The sequence below is a fragment of the Acinetobacter colistiniresistens genome (genome assembly GCF_024582815.1).
Taxonomy (GTDB): domain Bacteria; phylum Pseudomonadota; class Gammaproteobacteria; order Pseudomonadales; family Moraxellaceae; genus Acinetobacter.
Genome location: NZ_CP102099.1, coordinates 1,628,270 through 1,646,433 on the forward strand (window position 1 = coordinate 1,628,270; position 18,164 = coordinate 1,646,433).

The 18,164-nt window shown below is 42.3% G+C and carries 15 protein-coding genes; 8 read left to right on the top strand and 7 right to left on the bottom strand.

Annotated features, from left to right (window positions below):
- Positions 1-38: 38 nt before the first annotated feature.
- On the bottom strand, positions 39-3,272 hold the full coding sequence (gene carB, locus NQU59_RS07815) for a carbamoyl-phosphate synthase large subunit (protein WP_005243726.1): 3,234 nt from the start codon (positions 3,270-3,272) through the stop codon (positions 39-41).
- Positions 3,273-3,286: 14 nt separating this feature from the next.
- Positions 3,287-4,426, bottom strand: coding sequence for a glutamine-hydrolyzing carbamoyl-phosphate synthase small subunit (gene carA / locus NQU59_RS07820; protein ID WP_005243717.1), 1,140 nt, complete (start codon positions 4,424-4,426; stop codon positions 3,287-3,289).
- 359 nt (positions 4,427-4,785) lie between these two features.
- On the opposite strand from carA, the gene NQU59_RS07825 reads away from it, so the two are divergent.
- Positions 4,786-5,367: a hypothetical protein gene (locus NQU59_RS07825; RefSeq protein ID WP_257065683.1), complete on the top strand. Its 582-nt coding sequence runs from the start codon at positions 4,786-4,788 to the stop codon at positions 5,365-5,367.
- A gap of 47 nt (positions 5,368-5,414) precedes the next feature.
- Here the strand turns inward: NQU59_RS07825 and NQU59_RS07830 are convergent, their stop codons facing one another.
- Together NQU59_RS07830 and yhbY are read right to left on the bottom strand one after the other, a co-directional pair.
- Positions 5,415-5,951: a DOMON-like domain-containing protein gene (locus tag NQU59_RS07830; RefSeq protein ID WP_005243715.1), complete on the bottom strand. Its 537-nt coding sequence runs from the start codon at positions 5,949-5,951 to the stop codon at positions 5,415-5,417.
- Positions 5,952-5,956: 5 nt separating this feature from the next.
- Entirely contained in the window at positions 5,957-6,283 is a 327-nt protein-coding gene (gene yhbY, locus NQU59_RS07835) for a ribosome assembly RNA-binding protein YhbY (protein WP_004774823.1), read from the bottom strand.
- Positions 6,284-6,512: 229 nt separating this feature from the next.
- Between yhbY and rlmE the strand changes: the two genes are divergently transcribed.
- From rlmE to NQU59_RS07865, 6 genes are all read left to right on the top strand, one after another.
- Positions 6,513-7,163 (top strand): 23S rRNA (uridine(2552)-2'-O)-methyltransferase RlmE, encoded by a 651-nt coding sequence (rlmE, locus tag NQU59_RS07840; protein WP_005243712.1) that lies wholly within the window; start codon positions 6,513-6,515, stop codon positions 7,161-7,163.
- 136 nt (positions 7,164-7,299) lie between these two features.
- Complete coding sequence (ftsH, locus tag NQU59_RS07845; RefSeq protein WP_004651936.1) at positions 7,300-9,195, top strand: ATP-dependent zinc metalloprotease FtsH; 1,896 nt, start codon at positions 7,300-7,302, stop codon at positions 9,193-9,195.
- 132 nt (positions 9,196-9,327) lie between these two features.
- Positions 9,328-10,179, top strand: a complete 852-nt coding sequence (folP, locus tag NQU59_RS07850) for a dihydropteroate synthase (RefSeq protein WP_257065687.1) — start codon at positions 9,328-9,330, stop codon at positions 10,177-10,179.
- Positions 10,180-10,275: 96 nt separating this feature from the next.
- Positions 10,276-11,034, top strand: a complete 759-nt coding sequence (locus tag NQU59_RS07855; RefSeq protein ID WP_005243710.1) for an SIMPL domain-containing protein — start codon at positions 10,276-10,278, stop codon at positions 11,032-11,034.
- Between the two features lie 134 nt (positions 11,035-11,168).
- Positions 11,169-12,809 (top strand): vWA domain-containing protein, encoded by a 1,641-nt coding sequence (locus NQU59_RS07860; protein WP_257065688.1) that lies wholly within the window; start codon positions 11,169-11,171, stop codon positions 12,807-12,809.
- 110 nt (positions 12,810-12,919) lie between these two features.
- On the top strand, positions 12,920-13,234 hold the full coding sequence (locus tag NQU59_RS07865) for a DUF5713 family protein (RefSeq protein WP_043973409.1): 315 nt from the start codon (positions 12,920-12,922) through the stop codon (positions 13,232-13,234).
- A gap of 35 nt (positions 13,235-13,269) precedes the next feature.
- On the opposite strand, the gene NQU59_RS07870 is transcribed toward NQU59_RS07865, so the two are convergent.
- Complete coding sequence (locus tag NQU59_RS07870; RefSeq protein ID WP_257065692.1) at positions 13,270-14,871, bottom strand: CocE/NonD family hydrolase; 1,602 nt, start codon at positions 14,869-14,871, stop codon at positions 13,270-13,272.
- 124 nt (positions 14,872-14,995) lie between these two features.
- A complete protein-coding gene (locus tag NQU59_RS07875; protein ID WP_257065694.1) occupies positions 14,996-15,946 on the bottom strand; it encodes a DMT family transporter in 951 nt (316 codons plus the stop codon).
- 366 nt (positions 15,947-16,312) lie between these two features.
- Between NQU59_RS07875 and pnuC the strand changes: the two genes are divergently transcribed.
- Positions 16,313-16,915: a nicotinamide riboside transporter PnuC gene (pnuC, locus tag NQU59_RS07880; protein WP_257065696.1), complete on the top strand. Its 603-nt coding sequence runs from the start codon at positions 16,313-16,315 to the stop codon at positions 16,913-16,915.
- Positions 16,916-16,956: 41 nt separating this feature from the next.
- Here the strand turns inward: pnuC and NQU59_RS07885 are convergent, their stop codons facing one another.
- Positions 16,957-18,099, bottom strand: a complete 1,143-nt coding sequence (locus NQU59_RS07885) for a glycerophosphodiester phosphodiesterase (protein WP_032861874.1) — start codon at positions 18,097-18,099, stop codon at positions 16,957-16,959.
- Positions 18,100-18,164: the final 65 nt, after the last annotated feature.

Genomic DNA, 18,164 nt, shown 5'->3' on the forward strand with positions numbered 1-18,164 from the left:
CGCCACCAATAAGGTGACGGGACTTTATCGGTAGAGAATTAACCTACAGTTTGTAAATCTTGCAAGCGGTATACATCCATTGGCAATTTCACAGCAAATGCTTGGCAAACTGCTTCTGCACCGTTAATTGTCGTGGTGTAATATACTTTGCCTTGGAGGGCAGCACGACGAATCATGGCAGAATCATACTGAGCTTGTTTGCCTTCAGTTGTGTTGACAATAAGATGAATTTCACCATTTTTCAAGCGGTCTACAATATGTGGGCGACCTTCGGTCACTTTATTGACTGCTTCACACTCGATACCCGCTTCTTTGAGCACACGATGTGTACCATTTGTTGCAACAAGTTTAAAGCCATAAGCAATCAACTTTTTCGCAACATCAGCGATGTATTTCTTATCTGATTCACGAACCGATAAGAATGCATGTTTGACTTCACCTTCAGTTGGCAAGCCCGGTAAACGTTCATTTGAACCTAATACCGCTTTGTAGAATGCTTCACCAAAAGTTTTACCTACACCCATGACTTCACCTGTAGATTTCATCTCAGGCCCAAGCATTGGGTCTACGCCAGGGAACTTGGCGAACGGGAACACGGCTTCTTTTACAGCATAGTGTGTTGGGATGATTTCTTTGGTGAAACCTTGTGATGCTAAAGATTGGCCAGCCATACAACGCGCCGCAACTTTTGCTAAAGAGTCACCAATACATTTAGATACGAAAGGAACAGTACGTGATGCACGTGGGTTCACTTCAAGTACATAAATGTCGTCACCTTTAACCGCAAACTGAACGTTCATCAAACCGATAACGCCAAGTTCTTTTGCCATAGCCACAGTTTGGCGACGCATTTCGTCCTGAACTTCTTGTGAAAGCGAGTACGGAGGAATCGAACATGCTGAGTCACCTGAGTGAATCCCTGCTTGCTCAATGTGCTGCATGATCCCGCCAATCACAACGTCTTTACCGTCAGATACGCAGTCCACGTCAACTTCTGTTGCATCGTCAAGGAAACGGTCAAGCAGGACAGGGGCTTCATTCGATGCTTGAACTGCTTCACGAAGGTAACGTTTAAGTTCATCTTCGTTATACACGATTTCCATTGCACGGCCACCCAATACATAAGATGGACGCACAACCAGTGGATAACCCACTTTCGCAGCTTCTGAAATACCTTCTTCAGCAGATTTTACGATGCTGTTGTTCGGTTGGCGAAGCTGTAAACGTTGAATCATTTGCTGGAAACGTTCACGGTCTTCTGCACGGTCAATTGCGTCAGGTGATGTACCGATAATTGGAGTACCTGCTTCTTCCAAAGCACGTGCCAATTTTAATGGGGTTTGACCACCGTACTGTACGATCACGCCTTTAGGCTTTTCGGTACGTACGATTTCAAGTACATCTTCAAGAGTAACAGGTTCGAAGTAGAGACGATCAGAGGTGTCATAGTCGGTTGAAACCGTTTCAGGGTTACAGTTCACCATGATGGTTTCATAACCGTCATCACGCATTGCAAGCGCAGCGTGTACACAACAGTAGTCAAACTCGATCCCTTGACCGATACGGTTTGGACCACCACCAATCACCATGATCTTGTCACGGTTTGATGGATTTGCTTCACATTCTTCATCATAAGTTGAATACATGTAAGCAGTACCCGATTCAAACTCGGCTGCACAAGTATCCACACGTTTGTAAACTGGATAGACACCCAAGTTCCAACGATGCTTACGGAATTGTTTTTGTGAAATACCCATTAAGTTGGCAATACGCAGGTCAGATAAACCTTTGCGTTTGAACGAACGGATATTGTCAGCGTTTAAGTCACCAAAGCCTAAAGTTTTTACTTGCGCTTCAGTTTTGATGATGTCTTCAATTTGAATCAGGAACCAACGGTCGATTTTGGTTGCTTCAAATACGTCATCTAAAGAGAAACCGTGGCGGAATGCATCGGCAACATACCAGATACGCTCAGGGCCAGGCACTTTAAGCTCTTTTAAGATGATGTCTTTGGCATTGGCTGTACCCGCTTCAACTTTTTCATCAAAGCCACATACACCCACTTCAAGACCACGAAGTGCTTTTTGTACAGATTCTTGGAAGTTACGACCAATTGCCATCACTTCGCCCACAGATTTCATCTGAGTCGTCAATACAGGCTCAGCTTGCGGGAATTTTTCGAAGTTAAAACGAGGAATCTTCGTGACAACATAGTCAATCGACGGTTCGAAAGATGCTGGTGTTACGCCGCCCGTGATGTCATTTTTCAATTCATCAAGGGTATAACCCACCGCAAGTTTCGCTGCGATTTTTGCAATTGGGAAACCTGTTGCTTTAGATGCAAGTGCAGATGAGCGTGATACACGAGGGTTCATCTCGATCACAACCATACGGCCGTCTTTCGGGTTAATACCGAATTGAACGTTCGAACCACCAGTTTCAACACCGATTTCACGAAGAACTGCAACCGATGCATTACGCATCAATTGATATTCTTTGTCTGTCAATGTTTGAGCAGGTGCAACGGTGATTGAGTCACCAGTGTGAACGCCCATTGGGTCGAAGTTTTCGATCGCACAGACGATAATACAGTTGTCGTTTTTGTCACGAACAACTTCCATCTCGTATTCTTTCCAACCAATCAATGATTCATCAATCAATAATTGGTGTGTCGGAGAGAGGTCGAAACCACGTTCACAGATTTCAAGGAATTCTTCGCGGTTATACGCGATACCACCACCAGAACCACCCATGGTGAATGATGGACGAATGATCACTGGGAAACCGAAGCCCGCTTGAATCGCCAACGCTTCTTCCATTGTTTCAGCAATGGCCGCTTTTGGACATTCCAAACCAATTTTACGCATCGCGATATCAAACAGTTTACGATCTTCTGCTTTTTCAATCGCTTCTTTTGATGCGCCAATCAGTTCTACATTATATTTTTCAAGAACGCCGTGCTCGTCTAAAGCAAGGGCACAGTTCAATGCAGTTTGACCACCCATGGTTGGCAGGACTGCATCTGGACGTTCTTTTTCAATGATCTGAGCAACAGTCTGCCAAGTGATTGGCTCGATATAGGTTGCATCCGCCATTGCAGGGTCAGTCATGATGGTCGCTGGGTTAGAGTTCACCAAAATAACGCGGTAACCTTCTTCACGAAGCGCTTTACATGCTTGCGCACCTGAATAGTCAAACTCACACGCCTGACCAATGACAATAGGACCAGCACCAATAATTAAGATGCTTTTAATATCCGTACGTTTAGGCATTATTCGCTCCTTAATTACTTCTTAGCGGCTTCAATAAGTTCGATGAAATGATCGAACAATGGAGCACAGTCATGTGGACCTGGGCTAGCTTCAGGGTGACCCTGGAAGCTGAATGCTGGTTTGTCAGTACGATGGATACCTTGGTTTGTACCGTCAAACAGTGAACGATGTGTCACTTTTAAGTTTGCAGGTAAGGTAGTTTCATCGACAGCAAAGCCGTGGTTTTGAGAAGTAATCATCACTGTACCATTCTCAAGATTTTGTACAGGATGGTTGGCGCCGTGGTGACCGTGATTCATTTTCATGGTCTTCGCACCCGAAGCAAGCGCTAGAATTTGATGACCTAAACAAATACCGAATACAGGTAATGTTGTGGTTTCAACAATGGTTTTCACTGCTTCAATGGCATAGTCACATGCTGCTGGGTCACCAGGACCATTTGACAAGAACACGCCATCTGGATTCAATGCGAGTACTTTTTCAGCAGGGGTTTGTGCAGGAACAACTGTTAATTTACAACCACGGTCTGCGAGCATACGTAAGATGTTGGTTTTGACACCATAATCGTATGCAACAACATGAAATTTAAATTCTGGTTGAGTAAAGCCTTGACCCAAAGTCCAAGAACCTTCAGTCCATTCGAAACCCGTCGGATCACAGCACTCTTTTGCAAGATCTAAACCGTTCAAACCGCCGAATGCACGTGCCTTGGCAATAGCTTCTTCTTCTGTAATATTTTCGCCAGCAAGGATGCAACCATTTTGTGCACCTTTGTCACGTAAAATACGCGTCAATTTACGGGTATCAATATCAGCGATTGCAACAACATTGTGTTGTTCCAAGTACTCACTTAATGATTGTTCAGCACGGAAGTTACTGTGCAATAAAGGAAGATCACGAATAATTAAACCATTCGCCCATACTTTATGGATGCGACCTGATTCAACGTCTTCACTATTACAGCCAGTATTTCCAATATGAGGATAAGTCAGCGTCACAAGTTGTTGCGCGTAACTTGGGTCAGTCAAAATTTCTTGATAACCAGTCATGGCGGTATTAAAAACGACTTCACCAGTCGTACTACCCGATGCACCGATAGACGTTCCTTTAAAGATCGTTCCATCTGCGAGGGCTAAAATGGCGGGGGTGCTCAAACCAAAGCTCCTGAACTAAGACCACAAAAATAGGGCTGTAAAAAAGCGAGTAGACATAAAAAAAGGCAGGCCGTCTTAAAAAAACATGCCCCTCCTTCCAGTCTGCTCGCTTGTAACTTAACAGCGCATTATACGCATGAGTGGGTGAAAAGTCTATGTGTTTTATTTATTAAAGTCAGGAATTCTCGAATTCTTTTTTAAGAGGCGGACAAAGCTGTCTATTGCAAAATCGATCATCCGTATATCGATATGATGAGATATTATGCAAATTGTCTAACAATTTTTAAGGTGTTTAACAAATGAGCGTTTTATCTTATGTCTAGCCGAAAAATCAACAATCAAAAATGAGGGAAATTAAAATGGCTGCAAATCAAACAACACCTGCTGCAACTGCTGAAGAAGTGAAAGAGGTTGTCGTTGAAAAAACGACCAAAGCCAAAGAAGCCGTTGCAGAAAAAACGACTGAGGTAAAAGAAGTCGTTGCTGAAAAAACTGCAAAAGCGAAAGAAGTGGTGGCAGAGAAAACAGCAAAGGCAAAAGAAGTGATTGCCGAGACTCAGGAACATGCCAAAGAAGTAATTGCTGAAACGCAAGGTCAGGTCAAAGAAGCACTGGCTGAAACACAAGAGAAAATTGAGACCGAAGCGAAAGAGTTGAACCAAAACATTCAAAATCAATTGACTCAACTGAAGCAGGATATCTTAGAGCGTATTGAAGTGATTAAAACCCAACTCAATTCTTCTCAAGGCAACTTGCTTGAATTGAAAAATGCATTGAAAACTGAGTTAAACGCATTGATTGAAGATTTAACTAAAGTGAGCAAAGAACTGAAAGATGACATTAGCCAGATTTCAGTAAAGCATAAAGATACTTTAGTGGGTAGCTTTAAGCGTACCAAAGAACAAGCAGTTGAAGCTTGGAATAAGGTTCGTGCCAGCTAATTTGGCATAGCGATAAAAAAAGCGAGAATTTTTCTCGCTTTTTTTATTTAGAACTGATGTAACCAGTCGCGCTTATTATGGAAGTCTGCTTGAGGACTACTGTGTTGCATTGCAAAATAATGCAGACCTTGTGTCGTGTTCAAGACCGCTGTTAAGCCAATATAGAGGTCTGCCCATTTGAGTTGATGCTCACGCATAAATTGGGACAGATCTAAACTGACATTCAATCCATAATGCGTACGTTGCAAATGATTGAGTTCTATATCATAGGCAGCGATAGGCGGCATATCTTCAGGAAAGCGGTATTCTTCAAATTGATAGACTTGCCAAGCTTGAGAAGGGGAAAGGTTGATTTCACGATAGAAATCCTGATCTTTCACACCTACAAAAATTTCATAGCAAGTTTGTTCCCATAAAAAGTCACGACGTGGGTGCGCTGTGACTTGATCTGGGTAAATCAAAAATTGATTTGGGTCACGCACCCAAAAACCAACATTTAAGCTTGCTGGTGTTTGTTGCTCAATCGCTCCAACCACGGTAATGGCACTAAAGCGATCAAAAGCCGACAGTTCATAACTTGCCATCGTAATTACTTATTACTTAAATGAGCAAAACGAACCAAGTTAGACAGGTGTTGGTTTTGTTTGGCTGCTTTTTTATAGAGCAAAACAATTTTACCAATTTTTTGTACAGACTCAGCGCCTGTTGCTTCAACAATGGCATCAATAACTGCGCCACGTGCATCACGGTCTTCACCCGCAATTTTCACTTTAATCAATTCGTGATCGTTTAAAGCACGATTTGTTTCTTCAATGACGTTTTCTGTAAGACCTTGGCTACCAATCATTACAACTGGATTAAGTGCATGACCGATTTGACGTAAACGCTTACGTTCATGGATAGATAAAGCCGCCATTAAAAATACCTGATTTGGAAAACGACCTAGTATAACTTGCATCCCGATTCTAAGATAGATTCATGAGCATAGCACTTGCAACAAATATGTGAAAAATTGACGAAATCATCAATGACAATAATCGGAAAAAATCTGTAAAAGTTCGTGTGAATGAAGTACATCCGTACTGTATTGAGAGTAATTTTCACGTACAATGATGCATCAGAAGTTTTTTGAAATTTAGTGAGTTATGGCGACACGCATTACCAATCAAAAATTGTCTAAAAGCAGTCGTGCATGGATGAGAGAGCACTTAGATGACCATTTTGTAAAGAAAGCACAGAAGGAAGGTTATCGCGCGCGCGCGGCATATAAGTTACTTGAAATTCAAGAAAAATATAAAATGATCAAGCCCGGCATGACCGTGGTTGATCTGGGGGCGGCACCAGGTAGCTGGTCGCAAATTGCGGGTAAATTGGTGGGTGCCAATGGCTTGGTCATTGCATCAGATATTTTGGCAATGGACGCACTTCCAGATGTAACCTTCCTGCAAGGTGACTTCCGAGAGGAAGAAGTTTTCGAAAAATTGTTAAATATTTTAAATGGACGTCAAGTAGACGTTGTAATTTCAGATATGGCCCCCAATACATCAGGTAATAGGGCTGTTGATCAACCACGTCAGATTTACTTATGTGAGCTGGCTTTGGATTTTGCTCAAAAAGTACTTGGGCCAAACGGACAGTTTATTGTTAAAGTGTTCCAGGGTTCAGGATTTGATGAATTCCGAAAACAGGTGGTCGATAGTTTTGATGTATTAAAAACAGCCAAACCTGCGGCATCACGTGCTCGATCGAAAGAAGTTTTTTTGATTGGCCAAGGTCGTAAAAAGGCATTGCAATAAAAGTGTACTTGCCAAGTTGTTAAAAATTGTGCATTTTGTACCTTTTAAGTTTTTTGCAACGCAAATTCATTGCTGTTTTTGTGAAGGTCAGCCAAGATTAGGTATGATCAAATTAGATTGATATGGGAATAAAGCCTTGAGCGATTACTTCAAGAATGCCGTATTGTGGCTCATCATACTCGGTGTTCTGATTTTGATTTTTAGCAACGTCAGTGACCGCAATAAGCCTGCAGCGATGAAATATTCTGATTTCGTTGCAGCGGTGAATGCTGGGCAAATTAAACAAGTCACAATTGACGGTTTAAATATTAATGGTGAAAAAACCAATGGTTCTTCATTTGAGACGGTTCGTCCTCAAGTTGAAGACACTGAGTTGCTACCAAGCTTGAATAAACAAAATGTAGTGGTTGAAGGCACAGCGCCGCAACGTCAAGGCATTTTGATGCAACTTCTCATTGCGAGTTTCCCAGTATTGCTCATCATCTTATTATTCATGTTCTTCATGCGTAATATGGGCGGTGGCGCTGGTGGCAAAAACGGTCCTATGAGCTTTGGTAAGTCAAAAGCAAAAATGTTATCTGAAGATCAAATCAAGCTAACATTTAGTGACGTCGCTGGCTGTGACGAAGCAAAACAAGAAGTGGTTGAAATCGTTGATTTCTTAAAAGACCCTGCCAAATTCAAACGTCTGGGTGCGACCATTCCACGTGGTGTACTGATGGTTGGTCCTCCAGGTACAGGTAAAACATTATTGGCGAAAGCAATTGCGGGTGAAGCTAAGGTTCCATTCTTTAGCATCTCGGGTTCTGACTTCGTTGAAATGTTTGTCGGTGTCGGTGCTTCTCGTGTTCGTGACATGTTCGAACAAGCTAAACGCCATGCGCCATGTATCATCTTTATTGATGAGATTGATGCAGTCGGTCGTCATCGTGGTTCAGGTACAGGTGGTGGTCATGATGAGCGTGAACAAACTCTGAACCAAATGCTTGTTGAAATGGATGGTTTTGAAGGCAATGAAGGCGTAATCGTTATTGCTGCAACCAACCGTGTAGACGTATTGGATAAAGCCTTGCTTCGCCCGGGTCGTTTTGACCGTCAGGTGATGGTGGGTTTACCGGATATCCGTGGTCGTGAGCAAATCTTGAATGTTCACTTGAAGAAATTACCTTCGGTGACAGGTGTAGATCTTAAAGTACTTGCACGTGGTACACCGGGCTTTTCTGGTGCGCAACTTGCAAACTTGGTCAATGAGGCTGCATTGTTCGCTGCTCGCCGTAATAAAAACACGGTAGATATGCACGACTTTGAAGATGCCAAAGACAAGATTTACATGGGTCCAGAGCGTAAATCGATGGTGATTCGTGAAGAAGAGCGTCGTGCGACAGCTTACCATGAAGCCGGCCATGCGATTGTTGCTGAGATCTTACCGGGTACTGATCCTGTGCATAAAGTAACGATTATGCCGCGCGGTTGGGCACTAGGTGTGACTTGGCAGTTGCCTGAGCAAGATCAGACCAGCCACTATAAAGATAAGATGTTGAATGAACTTTCAATCTTGTTTGGTGGTCGTATTGCAGAAGAAGTCTTTATCAACCAAATGTCGACAGGTGCATCTAACGACTTTGAACGTGCCACTAAAATGGCGCGTGCAATGGTGACCAAATATGGTATGTCAGATAAGCTTGGTGTAATGGTGTATGAAGATGAAAACCAAAACGGTTTCTTCGGTAATGTGGGTAGCCGTACCATTTCTGAAGCTACGCAACAAAAAGTAGATGAAGAAGTTCGCCGTATTTTGGATGAACAGTACAAAGTTGCACGTGATATCTTGGAAAATAACAAAGATATTGCACATGCAATGGTAAAAGCATTGATGGATTGGGAAACAATCGATCGTGACCAAATCCGTGACATCATGGAAGGTCGTGAGCCTCAACCACCTAAAGTTTATGTTGCTGATAATCCAGTGGCTGCATTTGAACCACCGAAAGATGGTCCATCTACACCACCGCCGTTACCAGCAATGGGCTAATCAACGATGAGATAAAAAGAGCGACTTCGGTCGCTCTTTTTTGTTTGGATTTCATTCTAAATTGAAAATAAATCATCAGCGTCGACATGGCAGTCTTGTTAATATAGTCACATTCCAATATGGAGCGTTTTGATGCAGTTGATGCTATTAGCACCGTGTCAGTTACAGTGCGGCCGTTTTAGATTAGATCTCTCACAACCCCAAGTGATGGGGATTTTGAATGTGACACCTGATTCATTTAGTGATGGGGGGCAGCATCATCAAAAAGATCAAGCTATCCAACATGCGTTGCGGATGATGGCAGATGGGGCAAGCATCATTGATATTGGTGGAGAGTCAACCCGTCCGAATGCATCACCTGTTGCTTTAGCAGAAGAAATCCGCCGTGTCGTCCCTGTGGTTGAAGCATTGTCCAGATACGATGTGATCTTGTCGATTGATACCAGTCAGCCAGAGGTGATGCGTGCAGCTGTACAGGCTGGTGCGCATATCTGGAATGATGTCCGTGCCTTAACACGGCCACTGGCGTTGGAAACAGCAGCAGAATTGGATATTCCTGTAATTTTGATGCATATGCGGGGTGAACCCACCAATATGAACCAGTTGGATCAATATCGGGATGTAACTGAAGAGGTGATTTTGGAGTTACAACAACGTCTGGATCAAGCGATTGCTGTTGGTGTTAAAGCTGAAAATATCATTATCGATCCTGGTTTTGGTTTTGCTAAAAATGCACAACAGAATTTTCAGTTACTGAATGAATTCTGGAAATTGAATCGAATGGGCTATCCCATCCTATCTGGGTTATCGCGGAAACGTTTTATTGGTGAAGCATTGAATGGTGTACCTGCGCAAGAACGTACCGTGGGGAGCGTAATGGGACATTTGTTGAGTATTCAACAGGGTGCCAGTATTGTTCGTGCTCATGATGTGAAAGCCACCAGTGATGCCATTAAAGTATGGAAAATGATGCAAAATAACTAAGCTAGTCTGAGTCAGTAGAGCGCTTAAGGCTCTATTGACTTGCTGAAGAAGATTCAATATAACAAGCCTATAAGATAAGATGGGCAATATAATAAAATGGAAGCTAAAACAATTACATATAGAAGTCTATGGCTGTGCGCACTGATTCTAAGTCTTGGTTTTATTATCTCGGCTGCGGTGATGGGTTATGCGCTTAAACAGTTAAATAACAATAAAAACTCAATTATAGTCAAAGGATTAGCTGAAAAACCGATTCAAGCAGACTCGGCGCGCTGGGAAATCAAATTACAAACCAACCACACTTCTGACACGATTCCACAAGCCTATCAGTTACTGGATCAGCATATGCAGGCTTTGCAGCATTTTTTTGTTGAACATGGCTTTAAGGCTGCTGATATGCAATTGGGGAATAAAAGTTCACAGCCGTATTATGAGGAAGTGAATATGGGGGAGGGACGCATCAATCGTGAGTTTAAAGGCTATTTAGCCATGCAGTCTTTTGTGATTAGCAGTCGTGATATCAAGAAAATTGAAAAGGCAGCCCGTGATGCTTATTTGCTTGATGAAAAAGGAATTGCCATTGAACAGAAGCCAGAGTATCTGGTGTCTAATCTTGAAGAAATCAAAATGTCGTTAATTGCCAATGCGACCAAGAATGCCTATAGCCGCGCAAATGAATTTGCCAAGGTCGGTGGAGCCAAAGTCGGGATGATGCGTTCAGCCAGCCAAGGGGCATTCTATATTCTGCCTGAAAGTGGCTCTGACGATGACAGTGATTATGGAGGAGCTTATGACAAGGCCACCATCAACAAAATTGCCCGTGTGGTGGTGACGATCAATTATGCGATTGAATAAAGCTTTAGCTTTAAATCATTGATAAGCCGTCTTAGAAAGATACATACAAATACGGTGTCGCTTTATTTTTTTGCATACAATCTTTGCATATTTATTTCATTTGAAAAGACAAAATAGAATTTGGGAATTTAAGCATGCATCCATCTACAAAAATACTCACACTTAGTTTGCTCAGTTGCATGATCATGGCGTGTAGTCTGCCGGTTAAACACAATGATCAGGCAATGATTGAAACGACAATGCCTGTGTCACCAGCCCCGATGACCATGTCAAATCAGGGCTTGGCTCAGACACGAAAAATGATCGCACCAGCATCTTATATTGCCATTATGCCGAGTATGGAGCGACCACGCTTAGAGCAGAATACTGAAAAGTACCAAAAGAATGAGGTCAATCCTGTTCATCGTGTTGCGGATCAAGCGGTCTCAACATTTAGTATTGATGTCGATACAGGCAGTTATACCAATACCCGTCGTTTTTTAAATGATGGCCGTTTCCCTCCTGTTGATGCGGTCCGTGCAGAGGAGATGATTAATTATTTTGATTATCAATATCCGCAGCCGAATAGCATACATCCATTTTCGGTCACAACGGAAACAGTCGATTCACCATGGAAAGAAAATGCCAAGCTGATCAAAATTGGGATTCAGGCCAAAGATCTCACCACCAAGCAATTACCCCCTGCTAATCTGGTATTTTTAGTGGATGTTTCTGGCAGTATGGACTCAGCAGACAAACTCCCCTTGGTCAAACAAACGTTACGCTTACTCACTGAGCAATTAAGAGCCCAAGACAAGGTTACGATTATTACTTATGCCAGTGGTGAAAAGTTAGTTTTAGAGCCGACTGCGGGTAATCAGAAAGACAAGATTCTCGCAGTGATTAATAGTTTACAAGCGGGCGGAGCAACTGCTGGTGAGCAGGCGATTCAACTGGCCTATAAGCAAGCTGAAAAAGGCTTTGTTAAAAACGGGATTAACCGAATTTTATTAGCGACCGATGGCGACTTTAATGTCGGGATTACCGATTTTAATACTTTAAAGGGGATGGTGGCTGAGAAACGCAAAAGTGGGATTTCGTTAACGACTTTAGGGTTTGGAACAGGAAACTATAATGAACAGTTGATGGAGCAACTGGCAGATGCTGGAGATGGCAATTATAGTTATATCGATAATAAAAATGAAGCGAAAAAAGTAGTACAGCGCCAGCTTTCATCGACTCTCGCCACGGTCGCACAAGATGTTAAAATTCAAGTCGAGTTTAACCCTGCTACAGTGAAAGAATATCGTTTGGTGGGATATGAAAACCGGATGTTGAAACAGGAAGATTTCAATAACGATAAAGTCGATGCTGGTGATATTGGTGCAGGACATAATGTCACCGCACTTTATGAAATCATTCCAGTTGGTCAACAAGGTTGGCTGAATGACTCGCGTTATCAAGCAACAACAAAAACAGATGCAGCGAAAAAGTCTGAATATGCTTTTGTCAATGTGCGCTATAAATTGCCAAATCAGGAAAAAAGTATTTTGCTCAATCAAGCGGTGAAAGCCGACAGCAAAACACTTGCCCAAGCCAATTCGGATACCCGTTTTGCGATTGCAGTGGCTGCTTATGCGCAGCAATTAAAAGGTGGGCAATACAATGGTGCGATCGGCTGGGATCAAATTATTCAGTTGGCACAGCAATCTGCACAACCAGATCCTTATCAAATGCGTGAAGAATTCGTAGAGCTTGCCAAGATTGCTAAAAGCTTAAGTGCGAAAAAAGATTAAGCTATATTTTTTAAAAAGCGGTCGGAAAGGCCGCTTTTTTTATGGCTAAATATCGTGATTTTGGTGAGATTATGTTATAAGCATGGCGTTTTAGTGGCATATTATTTTTTATGTTTGAAGATTTACTCCTCCCCATGTTTGACGATGAATATTATCCCGATATTCTCGTTGCTGAAGTGAAGCAGCATATTCAACAGTTTTCTAAAAAGGTCAGTCGTACCGATTTATCTGAAACTGAAATCTATCGTTATGCACATCAGACCCTGAGCGAAATTAACGAAATGAAACCTCAGTTTGAAGATTTGGAGTCTAGTTTAGACGATACTGCCGCAGATTATATTGCGGAAGCCATGATGATGGTGGTGCAAGATGTCGGTTATCTCGACATTGAAATGGAAGAATTGATTGCCAATCGAGAGTGGTAAATTACACTCTCGATTGGTTTCTATAATAAGTACAACTATTTCGTAGCAACTTTATTCCAGAATTTTGGCAAAACAATTTGCCCTGAAATCCATGCTTCGATTTTAGGCTGTTGTATTCTCTGATAATACACACTTTCGCTGTTGATCAACAAGCCTAGTGTATCTCCCTGATTCAGTTGTCCATAAACACTTGGTAATTCGATAGTTTGCGTTTTTTCATTATGACTTGCTGAGTTTAGTCGAATCTGATCATAACTCCGTTTCTTTGCTGGGTTAAATGGGGCGGTTTGGTCATTTAAAATGGTATATTTTCCCGTGCTCTTTGATTTAATTGCCATGGAGATAAACATGGTCGAGTCTGCATATTTCGATGTTGTTTCCATGTTTAAACTCAGCAGCGCTGAGCCAGTGATTGAGATTGGCTGCTGGGCAGTATGGATGGGTACAAAGACAGCTTGGACTTTTGTGGGTGCGATCCATGTTTTTTTCAAATCATAGCTGCTAATGGGGTGAAGATCGCTAAAATGATTGACGGGACTTTGATCGACGCATAACGCTGGTAATGATTCAGCTGGGGATTGATCTTTTAACTTTTGGTTAAACCACGCCAAAATCGTTTTTTGTAGATTGTACTGCTGTTGATTTCCACAATGTACGGATTGGCCAATATACCAAAATGGGGTACTTCCATGGGGTGAATGCTGAACAAAAGGCTGTAAATGTCCACCTTGTACCCCGATCAAATGTACTTCATGCTGCGCTTGTTGCATACATTGCGCTGCTTTAACTCCTTCATTGAAAGGGAAGAGCACATCTCTGAAACCTTGAATAATCAGGGCATCTGCTTGCGGCGCTTGATTATGATTGCAAAACCAGCTGGCTTGATGGGTGTTGAGAAAATTATAGGTGGACTGCTTTAACTGCCCTTGTTGGGTATCCAAGTAGGCTTGTTTGAGAGCTGGATCAAATTTATTCCAGTTCCACCAGTCTCCAATCAGATTAAGAAAGCTAATCCAGTTACTTTTCGGCACGCCATTCGGTGCAAGGCTATCCACGATGTCATACCAAGTGGTAATCGGAACAATGGCTTGCAAACGTCGATCTATTGCTGAAGCAAGATACTGCACACCACCCGCATAGGACTCACCAATCATACCAGTACGGACGCCGTTTTGATTTTTGGCCAGTTGTGGTAGATTTTTTTCAGCCCAGTTCATTATCGTGATGACATCTTGTGCCTCTTTCTCTGGATCGGTGAGGCGAATTTTTCCCTGACTATCGCCATGACCACGTTGATCATAACTAATTACCCAATAGCCCTTCTGCCACGCTGTTTTTGCAACTTGCCCTGTGGGTAATAAAAAACCATATAAACTGAGTTCTGGGCGCTTCATCCGAGACAAACCGAAACCATGGGTATGTAACAATAATGGGGCAGTTTGATCTGATTTTAACTGTGGTTGATACACCGTAAACGCAATGACTGTACCGTCGGATGCAGTGGTTTTGGCTTGGTAATAGCGCTGTTTGAGTTCTGCGGTTTTAAGCGTCATCGAAACGGGTGGTGTTGTCGCATGTACACAACCCTGTAAGAGCAAGATTAGACTACAGCAAAGCCATAAAACGTAAGAGCGCATCGATTATTTCATCCTTGATCAAATCTATGAGACGTCGTGCGGAGTGTTGCTACAGTGTACTTGAGTCAATCTAGAGTTACTATCACGGATTGGTCGTGTTGCCTGACCCATCCGTTTGCATATTTTATTGTAGGCGTGGTCGATTGCGATAGGCATAAAGAAATAGGCCGAGGCACAGCAATATTAAACCAATGACCAAATGTGAGCTGATAGGCTCATGATTCAGCCAGATCCCCCAACAGGTGGCAAACACGGGTGTCAGAATGGTAATCAGCATCACGGTGGTTGGATTAAGTTTCTGGATTAAATGAAAATAAAAAATCATGGCCAGCACAGAAGAAAATAAGGCGCTATATAACAATGCCAGACAGGTCTGCAGACTGGGAAGTTGTGTCGGCATTTCTGTAAGGAAAAAGGGTAATAAGCACAAGTAGCCGAACCATGAAATCAAAGTTGAGCCTGTGGTTTGAATAATGGGATGAATCTCGGCACCAACTTTGGCAACGGCAAACATTGAAAGCACATACAGTAAAACTGCAATGAACTCATAAAGCAGACCAAGCAAATCCAGTTGAATATGATCAGCACCAATCCCCAGTGTCAGGGATAAACCTAAAATTGCTACGGTTAGTCCATACCATTGACGTTTTAAAAACTGTTCTCGTTTTAAAATAAAGACTGCAATTAGACCTGACCAGAGGGGTGCCGTGCCATAAATAATTGAAATCATGCCTGAGGAAACACGGGTTGCACCCATATAACAAAAGGTCATCGAACCAAATAAACCCACTGCACCCGCGCTATAACTAATAAAAGCTTGAGGTGTCAAAATAAGCTTTTGTCGAAAATAAAACAGGCAAATCAATGCCAATGGAATGGCGATACTGAAGCGAAAAAACAGTCCCCAAGCCCAATGAATTTCATGCACTGTCAAAACTGCGGCCAACGGTGTGAATGACCAAATGAGTACCACTGCAATAAATTGACCGACTGTAGCAAGGCGAGGGGAAACGAGGGCCACAGTCGGTTGCATCTGTGTGCTGGAAATAAGATTCTTCTCGGGTAACTGGCTCATGTTGAGACTCCTGGTATAGCAACGGTAGATCGGTTTAAAAAATTTAGACAATAAAAAAGGTCGCTGTTGTGGCGACCTTGCAGTTCAAATGATGTTTTAATTAGTCATCGGATGAATGGGGGCAAAGTCTCCTTGCAAGGAAATGCAGACACGTCGCCACGCTGCATGGGCAGAAATGCCATGCAAAATAATCATGTTGAGTGCTGAAGAAACTTTGTTGCTGAACATATCAAAAATCTTAAATACGCTTTAGATTTTTATAGCATAGGCTCTGGGTGAAAAATAGTCGTTTTCTCAAATTAAGATAAAAATATCAGTCAAGAGAATAAACAATTGGGCATTGCTTAAATTGCAGATTTTTCCATAATGATGCGATCAAATTCTGAAAGAAGTTTGCTCTTGTCTGCTTTAGAAATTTTTGCGGTGATCATTAGCCTGATTGGTGTGACCTTAACCATTCGACGAAATATGTGGTGCTGGTGGTTTAATTTTCTCGCTTGTAGCTTATACGCCTATTTTTTCTTTACCCTCAAGTTATATGGTGAAACGATCCTGCAATTTTTCTTTATTGCGATGAATGTGTATGGGTTTTATTACTGGCTCAAAGGTAAACGTCAAGAGCATGATATCCGGATTGAGCCGATTGCCAAGACCACGGTATTGGCACAAATGGCTTTAGCGCTAATTTTTGGTGTGCTGTTTGGTTTGATTCTGAAGCACTTTACTGACGCTGCTGTCCCGATGTTGGATTCACAACTGGTGGCCTTTAGTTTACTTGCAACTTATTGGACGAGCCGTAAGCATATTGCCACATGGATTCTGTGGATTTTTGTCAACATCATCTATGTGGGGATGTTTAGTTACAAAGAAGTTTTCCTGACCGCAGGACTCTACGCTACTTTTGTTGGATTAGCCGCTTATGGCTGGTGGCAATGGACGCAGGTCAAGGGGAAACAGTTAGCCTCTTGATTCAAAGGGCAGCTGAGCTGCCCTTATTTATAGCTCATAGGTTATTTCGAGGTCGCTTGATAGTTTTGTACCGCTTGGCGACCTAAAGCAGGGTCATCGGTAAAGACACCATCCACACCCGCTTTGAAATACAGTTGCATTTCTTTGAGCGATCCTGTAGGGCAACGTTCAGCTGCTTTGGCTTTATCTGTACTACATTTCAGTGTATCTGGCAGGAAGTTGTTTTCAGGACGGAAAGTATATGGATGTACTTTTAAATTGACTTTATGTGCATCGGCAATGAAAGAAGTGGTTTGTGTCATTGCCGCATCTTTAAAGACATAGACTTTCCAAGGACCGACACCATTGGCGTAGGCTGAAACGTCTTTGAGACCCTGTGCCGTTGCCAGATCAGCATAGGTTTTAGGATTATTTTGTGCGACGTAATCTGCTGGTCTTGTTTCTGGCGCATCATAGAGTTGAATCAATTGAGCGCGTTTAACACTTTTGTGTAGATCAAGTTGGTTCTTTAAATATTTTAAATTACTGACTTCAAATGATTGTAGATAAATTGGCGCAATATCGCGGCTATATTGATACTTAGACAGTGTTTTAAGCAGCGGGTCTTCCAGCGCCAAATTCTGTTGCTGGAAGTAGGTTGGATGTTTGGTTTCAATATAAAGACCAATGATTTTTCCTGTTTTTTTATAGTGGGCTTCTGCCAGTTCAATAATTTGTTCTAGGGTTGGAATAGGATAGAGGTCATTGTATTTTTGATTGTCAGGTCGAAATTGTGGAATACGTTCACGTGCTTTAAGCTGCTGTAATTCTTTTAAGGTGAAATCTTCGGTAAACCAGCCTTCTAATGTCACGCCATCAATGACTTTGGTTTTCTTACGGTCGGCAAACTGAGGCAGGGTGGCAACGTTAGTGGTTCCACCAATTTCATTTTCATGACGAGCAACCAAAACACCATCCTTGGTTGAAACTAAATCTGGTTCAATAAAATCTGCGCCATCATCAATGGCTTTTTGATAAGACGCAAGCGTATGTTCAGGGCGAAGAGCACTTGCACCACGGTGTCCAATCACTAGTATTTTTGGAAGTTGGTATTCAGGTTGAGTGGTATTGCCTTGATTATTATTGTCATCATTACAACCTGCAAGACTGATTAGGCAGAGACAAAGAGCAGCTTTTTTAAACATGTATAAACTCATCAGTTTTTATTTAAGCCCTTAGTGTGAAAGCTAAAGTTCTCAAATAAATGACA